The 9471-nt window shown below is 47.6% G+C and carries 5 protein-coding genes; 3 read left to right on the top strand and 2 right to left on the bottom strand.

Annotated features, from left to right (window positions below; translation table 11 throughout):
• Nucleotides 1-340 precede the first annotated feature (340 nt).
• The 3 genes from A1D16_RS13465 (at nt 341) to A1D16_RS13455 (ending at nt 4614) form a co-directional block, all read left to right on the top strand.
• Nucleotides 341-1489, top strand: coding sequence for a glycan-binding surface protein (locus A1D16_RS13465; protein ID WP_290710331.1), 1149 nt, complete (start codon nt 341-343; stop codon nt 1487-1489).
• A gap of 12 nt (nt 1490-1501) precedes the next feature.
• Entirely contained in the window at nt 1502-2785 is a 1284-nt protein-coding gene (locus A1D16_RS13460; RefSeq protein ID WP_290710329.1) for a hypothetical protein, read from the top strand.
• Nucleotides 2786-2877: 92 nt separating this feature from the next.
• Complete coding sequence (locus A1D16_RS13455) at nt 2878-4614, top strand: alpha-L-arabinofuranosidase (protein ID WP_290710327.1); 1737 nt, start codon at nt 2878-2880, stop codon at nt 4612-4614.
• 14 nt (nt 4615-4628) lie between these two features.
• Here the strand turns inward: A1D16_RS13455 and A1D16_RS13450 are convergent, their stop codons facing one another.
• The gene (locus tag A1D16_RS13450) at nt 4629-7313 is read right to left on the bottom strand and encodes a glycoside hydrolase family 3 N-terminal domain-containing protein (RefSeq protein ID WP_290710325.1); all 2685 of its coding nucleotides are present in this window, start codon (nt 7311-7313) and stop codon (nt 4629-4631) included.
• Nucleotides 7314-7375: 62 nt separating this feature from the next.
• Nucleotides 7376-9471 (bottom strand): TonB-dependent receptor (locus A1D16_RS13445; protein ID WP_290710323.1); only part of this gene is annotated, 2096 nt, incomplete at its 5' end.

Raw genomic sequence — 9471 nt, 5'->3', positions numbered from 1 at the left:
GATATGGACGCCATCCTGAAAGAGCGTTTCATTGAATTTGCGATGGAAGGCATGGCCTGGTACGACCTGGTAATTTACATTACTGGAACCCTGCCAAAGCGTATGAAATCCTGAATGCACAGGATCGCGGATTATTTTTTACCGCGCCCGACAAGTTTCCGGACCCCACCAACTGGACCTTTACCAAAACTTCCTGGGCAACACAGGATCGTACCATCAATGCAAACAGCGGTAATTTCCTGTTGCCGATTCCTGCCGCTGAGTTAAGCCAGGCACCCAACCTCAATAAAGCACCAGTTGATTACTAAACCTACTTGTACCAGCGATTAAATCAACGCATATGAAATTTCTAAAACTTCTATATTGTTCTACGCTTCTTTTGGCCATGGCAGCAATTTTTGTAGCCTGTTCCAAAGACGACGATGCACCTAACAATGGTGTACCAAGAATCCGGTATGTACGGATCACAGATCCTGCATCGGCCGACTCTCTGCTGGTTGGAGCCTACCAGGGAAATGTAATTGCCATTGTTGGAGAAAACCTGCAAAACACCCGCGAAATCTGGTTCAACGACCAGCGCGCTTATGTTTCGCCAACCTATATCACCAGCCGGGCCATTATTGTTCCGGTACCAAGCGCCATTCCTTTGGAGATAACCAATAAACTGAAATTGGTTTTCGCGGACAAATCTGAATTGCTCTATGATTTTGAAGTGCAGATTAGTGAACCTACCGTTAGCAGTATGGATTGCGAATACGTACAAACAGGAGGCGTTGCCACCATACGTGGCGATTATTTCTACCCACCCTTAACTGTTACGTTCAGTGGTGGTGTAAATGGAGAATTGGTAGACGTGGAAGACAATATTCTTCAGGTAAAAATTCCGGAAGGTGCTATACCCGGCCCAATTACCGTTACCACCAACTTTGGTACTACCTCCTCCGATTTCTGGTTCCGTGATAACCGGAATATTTATATCAGCAGCGATCCGTTTACCGGTTGGTGGAATGCATCTTTCGTAGTAAGTAACCCGGGCCCTGCCGATCCTCCCTCCATCAACGGAAACTATATCCGTGTAACCCGGGCTATTGGTGCGTGGAACTGGCTGGAAGCCGCTGGCGGTCCGCCGGATGCAATGGGTGCTATCAGCCAAAATATTCCGGATGAAGCTATCCTGAAACCGGAAACCTATAACCTGAAATTTGAAGTGAATACACTGAAGCCGTACAATAATAATATGATTAAACTGAATGTGGGGCTGGGAGATTTTTACAATGATCAATACCAGTGGAAACCACCGATTGATACGAAGGGAAAATGGCAAACCATCACTATTCCGTTTGAAGAAATTGTTGAAAGTTATGGCCAAACCTTGTCCGTTCGTCCGGCTGGTTATTATACACGGGTATTGTTTCATGGTCCGGGCGACCTGGACTGCGATATCGCTTTTGATAATTTCCGGGTAGTACCTAAAGTATTGGAAAAATAAACCAGCAAAATCATGAAAACATTCATAAAAACAAGCGTTCTTCTTTTCTGGCTGGCCAGTATAGCTGTATTGCTGCTGACAGCGTGTAAAAAAGACGATTCCGGTAATTCCGGCCTGGTTGAATTACTGAGTTTTGGTCCCTCTGGTGTACAACACGGAGAGGAGATAAAATTTATCGGTAACAATCTTCAAAAAGTAAATTCCATCCAGTTTGTAGGGGCAACCGTGGAGAAAGCGGGCTTCAAATCGCAAAGCAATGAACTGATTGTATTGGTATTGCCCGATGCCGTGGAAGCCGGCCTGGTGAAACTGATCACAACAGACGGTGAAATTGTTTCCAGATCTCCGCTGAACCTGGAAATTCCGCTGCAGGTAACCAGTTTTACGCCGGTGGTGAAACCCGGCGCCAACCTAACCATCCAAGGTAAATTCCTGAACTGGGTTACCGAACTGCGTTTTAACAAGGACATAGTAGTAACAGAGTTTGTGAGCAAATCAGTAGATGAATTAGTAGTAACCGTTCCGATGGAAGCACAAAGTGGACCCCTTGTTTTATCGGCGGGTGGCACCGAGCCCATATCGGTTGAAACGGAAACCTCGCTGGACGTTGTTCTGCCGGCAGTGGTTTCCTTTGATCCGTCACCAGCAGAAAGAGAGAAAGAATTTACTATTACAGGAACGGATCTTGACCTTGTAAAAGGTGTTCTGTTCAAAGGGTTGACCACACCGATCACCAACTTTATCAGCCAATCTGAAACAGCTATTAAACTAATGATACCAGCGGAAGCCAACCGGGGCTTAATTAGCCTGGTAGCATTTTCCGATGTTGTAGTAGAATCTGAGGAGCCGGTTTTATTTGTAGGAGATCTACCGCCGCTTCCGGCCTTATCCTATGCTTTTTATGTAGATGCCCTTATGAATAACTGGCAGAACTGGGGTTGGAATACCACCATCGACTATGCCAATAAAGATAATATACGCGATGGGGATGCTGCCATGAAAGTCAATTATACCGGGCATTGGGGCGCACTGAAATTTGCCAACAATTCTGTTTCACTGGCAGGGTACAACGAAATTACTTTCAGCATTTTCGGTACTGCCGGCACCAATGGAAAACGCATTAATGTAAAAGCCAATGACGGGGTTGCTTATACCATTACCATTGAAGAAGGCAAATGGGTGGAGTATAAGCTCACCAAAGCAGATTTGGGAAACCCCGCAACGATCAATGACCTGGTATTCCAGAATTTCGACTGGACAGGTACTATTTATTTTGATCATGCCGGTTTACGGTAATCGAACCAGGTTAGTAGCATCATAAGCAAGAACGAGGACCCGCTGACAATGAGCCATCATTGCTACTGCCGGGTCCTTTTTAAATCTATACAATGAAAATGTTAACAATCGGTTATACCTGCCTGATAGCCCTACAGGTTTTTATGAGTTGCAACAAAAAAGATTCGCCCGACCCGGAACCGGAGCCAGGCGGACCAGGCGGACCGGTCATTACGCCGGTGGTGCCGGTACCGGACCCGGCACTGGCTGCTACTATTGGCTTTTTTGACGACCAATGGAAACCAAGAACTTTTACAGCACCCTCCTATACCGAAGTAACACCGGTGCAAACAAGTGCTACAGTTACAGCTACTATTGATGCCAGTAAAATAATAACCAGGGTACCTCCTACGATTTGGGGGCATAATGCCAATACCTGGATGACCAATATGGTAAGCGAGCCCATATTTATGCAGCATATGAAAGCCCTGCAACCGCGATTCATCCGTTTTCCTGCAGGCAGTGGAAGTGATATCTATTTCTGGAATGCGCAGAGAGGAGGATTGCCGGCCGATGTACCAGCTACTATAATGGATATGAATGGAACCATGAAGGAACCTGGTTATTGGTTTGGCCGGATCAATGAAAACTGGACAGCATCGCTCGACAACTATTATACCGTACTTCAGCAAACCAACAGCATTGGTGTGCTGACGGTTAATTACGGGTATGCGCGCTATGGCACAAGCGAGGACCCTGTAGCTACGGCGGCTCATTTAGCAGCCGACTGGGTTCGGTATGATAAAGGCCGCACCAAGTATTGGGAGATCGGTAATGAAACCTATGGCGATTGGGAATGGGGTTTCCGCATTGATCGTTCCAAAAACAAAGACGGGCAACCGGAATTTGTGACGGGAGAATTATATGCAAAGCATGTGCAGGTTTTTGTAGATTCCATGAAGAAAGCGGCTACAGAAACCGGGCACGAAATATTTATAGGGGCCACCCTTTATGATGCCCCTGCTGAAGCCTGGATGACCAATACTACCAAAACCTGGAATGAGGGGGTGTTAAAGAACCTGGGTGGAGCCGCTGATTTTTATATTGTGCACAATTATTTTACGCCGTATAATGAAAATTCTACAGCAGCGGTAGTGATGAATGCCGGGCTAACGGTACCTGCTAAAATGATGCAATACCTCAAAAAAGAAATGCAGACCTATGGAGCGCCGGTTTTGCCGGTGGCATTAACCGAGTGGAATATGTGGGCGAAGGATTCGAAACAGCAGGTGTCTAATGTAAGCGGTTTGTTTGCCCTGGCGGTGATGGGAGAAAGTTTGGTGAATCAATATGGCATGGCATTGCGGTGGGATTTACTGAATGGCTGGGAAAACGGGAATGATCATGGACTATTCAGTGATGGCAATGAACCGGGTATTCCGAAATGGACGCCCCGTCCTTCATTTTATTACATGTATTATTTTTCGCGGATGTTGGGAGACCGGCTTATACCGGTGAGTATTACCGGCAGTTCGCAGGTAAAAGCTTATGCTTCTACCTATAGTTCAGGAGAGGCAAACCTGACCTTGATGAATTTGTCGGACAAAGCGGTTACAGTGGAAATCAATACAAAGAACCTGAATTTTGGCAAGCGTTGTTATTGGTATCAACTGGAGGGGGCTGCGGACAATGGCGAGTTTTCTCGCAAAGTGTTGGTAAATGGGGAGGGTCCTGCGCTGGCTGCCGGCGGACCATCCAATTATGCCAGCATCAAAGCACGTTCACATGCGATCAACGGCAAGTTAAAAATTAGTATTCCTGCGTTGGGCGCGGTGATCATGGCGTTTTAGACGTCAGACAGGTGTTAGAACAAAGTTCTAACACCTGTCTGACGCCTAAACTCCAGGTCGCCCTTAAGCCGAATATCCCGGGAAGAAGCACCGATCATAACCCGGAAAAAACCAGGCTCCAACACCCGCTCTAACTGCTGGTTGAGAAAACCCAACTCCTCCACCGGCACACGAAAACGAACCCGCCGACTCTCTCCCTTTAATAAACTTATCCGCTCAAAACCCTTTAACTGCATCACCGGACGCGCCAGCGAAGCCAACTCATCCCGCAGATATAATTGTACCACCTCATCACCGGCAACCGGACCAATATTCGTAACCACACACTCTATCTCCGCCGTATCACCCTCCGCTACCACCGGTGTCAGCAATCGCAGATTACTGTATTTAAATTCCGTATAACTCAACCCATAGCCAAATGGAAACAACGGTTGCCCACTCAGGTTATGATAATCATCGCCCCTGCCCGTGGGTTTATGGTAGTACGACAAAGGCAACTGCGCCTCGTGCACCGGAAACGTAATGGGTAAACGCCCACCCGGATTTATACGCCCACTCAACAGATCCGCTACCGCCAGGCCGCCCTGCTCGCCCGGATACCACAGCTGCACAATGGCACCCGCCTCGCTTATCCAGTCCTGCATCGTAATAGCACTGCCACCTACCAGCAATACCACCACCGGCTTTCCTACTGCTGCCACCGCTTTTATCAACGCTTCCTGGTGGCCCGGCAACGCCAGGTAACCCCGATCCTGGAACTCACCCTCATGGATACCCGCTACTACCACCGCTACCTCCGCTTCCCGGGCAGCTTTTACAGCAGTTGCAATTTTTTCCTCCCAGTTATTGGTAACCCCGTAATTCCATACCAACCGTATATGTGCATTACCCACCGGTTCCCGAAACTCAATGCGCACCGGATAACGCTTGTCTTTCTCTAACTGTACCGATACTGCGCGCAAAGAAAAACTCTGCTTACTCCACTGATCCACTACCAGTTTACCATCTATGTATAACCGAAAACCATCATTGCCTTCCAGCCCCAGTTGTACGGGGCCGGTAACCGGCGACAGTAATTCGCCTGTCCACCGAACTGCATAAAAATCATTCCGCAAGGAGGGATCCGGTGCATACAGGGTCCATTTGAACTGAACCGTTTTATCTACCCGCGTCAATTTCGGTTGGCCGTTAAGGGTCGTATTATCAAAGTATTCACCCAACAAACCCTGCGCTGTTTTACCCTGTTTACGGTGTAGCAGGTTAGCTTCGGGAATGGTCACAAAATCCTGTGCCATCCGATCATAGCCCGCTTCATACAGGATACGGGTTCCCTGCCATTTTTGTGCAATTGCCTCCTTAATGCTGATAACCCCGTTACCAGGTCCGCTGTACCCTCCCAAACGGCCTTCAACGGCATCCGTGCCAATCAGGGCCAGCGTAGCAGGCTGCTTCTTAAAGGGAAGTACCCCGGTATTTTTAAGCAACACAAAACTTTTTGCAGCAGCTTCCTCGGCCAGTTTTTTATGCGCCGTAACGTCAATAAGCGCTGCAATGGCGCCCTCATCCACGTAGGGCTTTTCGAAAAGTCCCAGTTCAAATTTGATCCGCAATATGCGGCGTACGGCATCATCAATTCGGGCAGCGGGTATACGCCCGTCTAAAAAAGGCGGATTAAATAAAGGATAATGTGCATAGTCGGTTTGAAAAATCACATCCAGCCCATTGGTAATGGCCTGTTCGGCCGACTGCGGATAATCCTTGGAGGTATTATGCAATACCAGTGAACCGCCCACCGCGCCCGCATCGGAGATCACAAACCCTTTAAAACCCCATTGCTTTTTCAATAGATCATTCAATAACCAGTTATTGGCGGTAGCCGGCTGCCCATTGATGGAATTATAAGATGTCATTACAGAACGTGCACCGGCTTTTTCAAAGACAGCTTTAAACGGGATCAGTTCTGTTTCCAGCAAATACTGCTGACTGAAGTCGATGGGATAACTATCGCGCCCGCCGGCCCCTACATTAAAGGCAAAATGCTTGGGCGATGTTACTACTCCCAGCCGTTCAAACGCACCGATAAAACTAACCCCCATGGAGGCCGTCAGAAATGGATCCTCACCATAGGTTTCTTCCGTGCGCCCCCAGCGAACATCGTGTGCCAGGTTTATAACCGGCGAAAGGATTTGACGAATGCCCCGCAATTTGGTTTCCATGGCAATTGCATGGGCTACCCTGCCAACCAGGCTGGTGTCCCAGGTGGCAGCTAAGGCTATTGCCTGGGGAAAAGCAGTTGCGCCGGAACGCACCAGGCCATGCAATGCCTCATCAAAAGGAATAATAGGAATTCCCAGGCGCGATTGCTCTACAAAATAGCGTTGTATGCCATTTATCTTTCGCGCCAGACTAAGCGCATCTTCCTTTGCATTGTATTGTAATAACTGTTGCGCCGCTTCGCCCCCCTTACTTTCCGCACTTACCTGGAAGCCGAAAATGCCGACCTTGTACCGCGCTTCCTCTCCCGGTTTGATTTCGCCGGGTATCATAAAACACTGCCAGAATTTTTCTTCCGGGCTCATCCGTTTCAATAAATCATCTACGCGTTGCTCCACCGGAAGCGCTGCATTTTTATACGCAGGTTCCTGGGCTAAAACTCCTATACCTGGCAATAGCGCTGCTAACAGAATACCTAATTTCATAACTCAGAATTTCAGCCACGAAGTTGCAGCAAATCGGGTATATACAACCGGCTTAAGACTTCCTAAATTTTAACACCTATGGTTAGGTACATATTCCGCCCATCTGCCGGCCAAATACCTGGTCCGGGATAAAAACTGGGTCGCTTGGTAAAATAAGATGCATTGGTAAAGTTGTTAACACCGGCCCGGATAGAGAAGATGGAAGAAGCCCGAACCGATACATTAAAATCCCAGGTGCTGTATGCTGGTGTATAGCCCCTGGCACCGGTTGCCGGCGGCTCTACCGTATTCAGCGCGTCAGAAAAACTGCCGGAGGTATAATTGTACAAAAGCGTAGCATTGATGCCCCGGTACATGAGTTCAAGCCCGTTTCTTGAGATCCAGGTGGGCACCGATTCAATTTTATTGCCTGTAATGGAGCTGTTAACCGTACCCGTTGCTACCTGTCCTTTCGTGTATACACCGTCCATCCAGGAACTGGAACTAAAAACCCCTGCATAAAAAAAGGAAGTGATAGGAAACCGGTATTGCAGGAAAGCTTCCACGCCATTTGTGCGGCTATCGCCTATATTGGTTTTGTAGGTATAGGGTTGGCCGGCATTATCCTCTGCTACAATAGTTCCCATACGGTGTGCATATACCATCCGGAACAAGCTTAGGTCATAGGAAAAATTATCGCCCAATTTTCCCCGTACGCCCAATTCTGCAGTATAACCGGTTGCATTTTTAAGGTTCTTATCAATTTGCTCATAAGTAGACGCAGGCACAATATCCTTAAATATAACGGGTCGATAAGCACTGTTTATGCCCGCATAGAGTTGATTATCGGCATCAAGGCGAAGCTGGGTGGTTAGACCAAACAAATGAAAATTATGTTTGATTGTAGTGGGCAGCGGATGCTCGGTATAATAAGTGATTTTGCCGGAAAGATCTGACTGCCCGGTTTCCATCCGCCAACCCGGCGTTACCGTCCAGCCCGGTAGTACCTCCACGGCATTTTCCAGGAAAAGGGCCAGGTTTTTTGTTTTGAAATGCAGATCGCGGCCAAATCCCGGTTCCACTAAGGACAGATCATAATCGCTGCCAGTTGTACCTTTTCCCAGTTGGCGTCGATTCAGGTCATTGACCATGAGCACTACTCCGCTTGCCAGAACCTGTTTCATAGAACCGATGGTATACTGGTGCAAAAAACGAAGCTCCGATGTTTTACTGTTAAAGCGATCAATATCTACCTGCCGGTTTTTATAAGCACCGGTTAGCAGGTTAATAGTATCACGCACGGTAGCAAATGCATCAAACAATACACTGTTTCTGGTACCTAGCACCGCAGAGTTAACCCATTGCAGGGAGCTGCGTTCATTGAGCATCCAGTTAATGGTGAGCGAAGGCACATAGATATCCGGACTAAAATAATTCCGATCCCTGGTGGCCATTTGCGGATCTTCCCGGAACATACTGTCATTCAGAGGACCGGGGATCTTATACAAATAAGCCGACCTGCCAAGTTCAGCTTTCACCCGCACCCGTTTTGAAAGGGCATAATTCAATTGAACATATTGTGCTTCGGCATCGGAGGCCGATTGTTTCCGGTATCCTTTATTCTGCCTTTTGTAATAATAGGCATAGTATGAGAATTTTTTATAGCTACCGCTTACCGCGTTATAACTGCTCAGCAGATCATAAGAGCCAACTGTATTGATCGACTCAAAAGAAAGCAGGCGGGTTGAATCGGGTTGTTTGGTGATAAAATTAATCATACCACCAAACTGCGCCCCGTATTGCAGGGAGCCCGTTCCGCGCACCAGTTCGATCTGGTCGTATGCTTCCATCGGCGGACTGTAATGGCTGGCAGGATACCCATACATATCCGAATTGACCAATACACCATTTTGCCGGATATTAAATTCCCAGCTTCGGTGCGGATCCAAACCACGGGCAGAAATATTTAACTGGTTTCCACTACCATCCATATCATATACAAAAACACCCGGCACTTTGGCAAAGAGCTGGCGACCCGATTTTAATGCCATATTTGTGTTGGAAGAACCAAGATTAATGACCTCATTCTTCCGACCGGTAAACAAAAAACCATTTTGTGTTTCCGGCAAGCGCGCTATATCTTTTTTCAGCCAGGCTTTCAAAACAAATTCCTCCAACA

Origin of the sequence: Flavihumibacter sp. CACIAM 22H1 (assembly GCF_001601815.1) — a bacterium.
Lineage (GTDB): Bacteria > Bacteroidota > Bacteroidia > Chitinophagales > Chitinophagaceae > Flavihumibacter.
The sequence above is the reverse complement of the archived record's forward strand: the minus strand, read 5'-3'. Positions and strand labels throughout refer to the sequence as shown.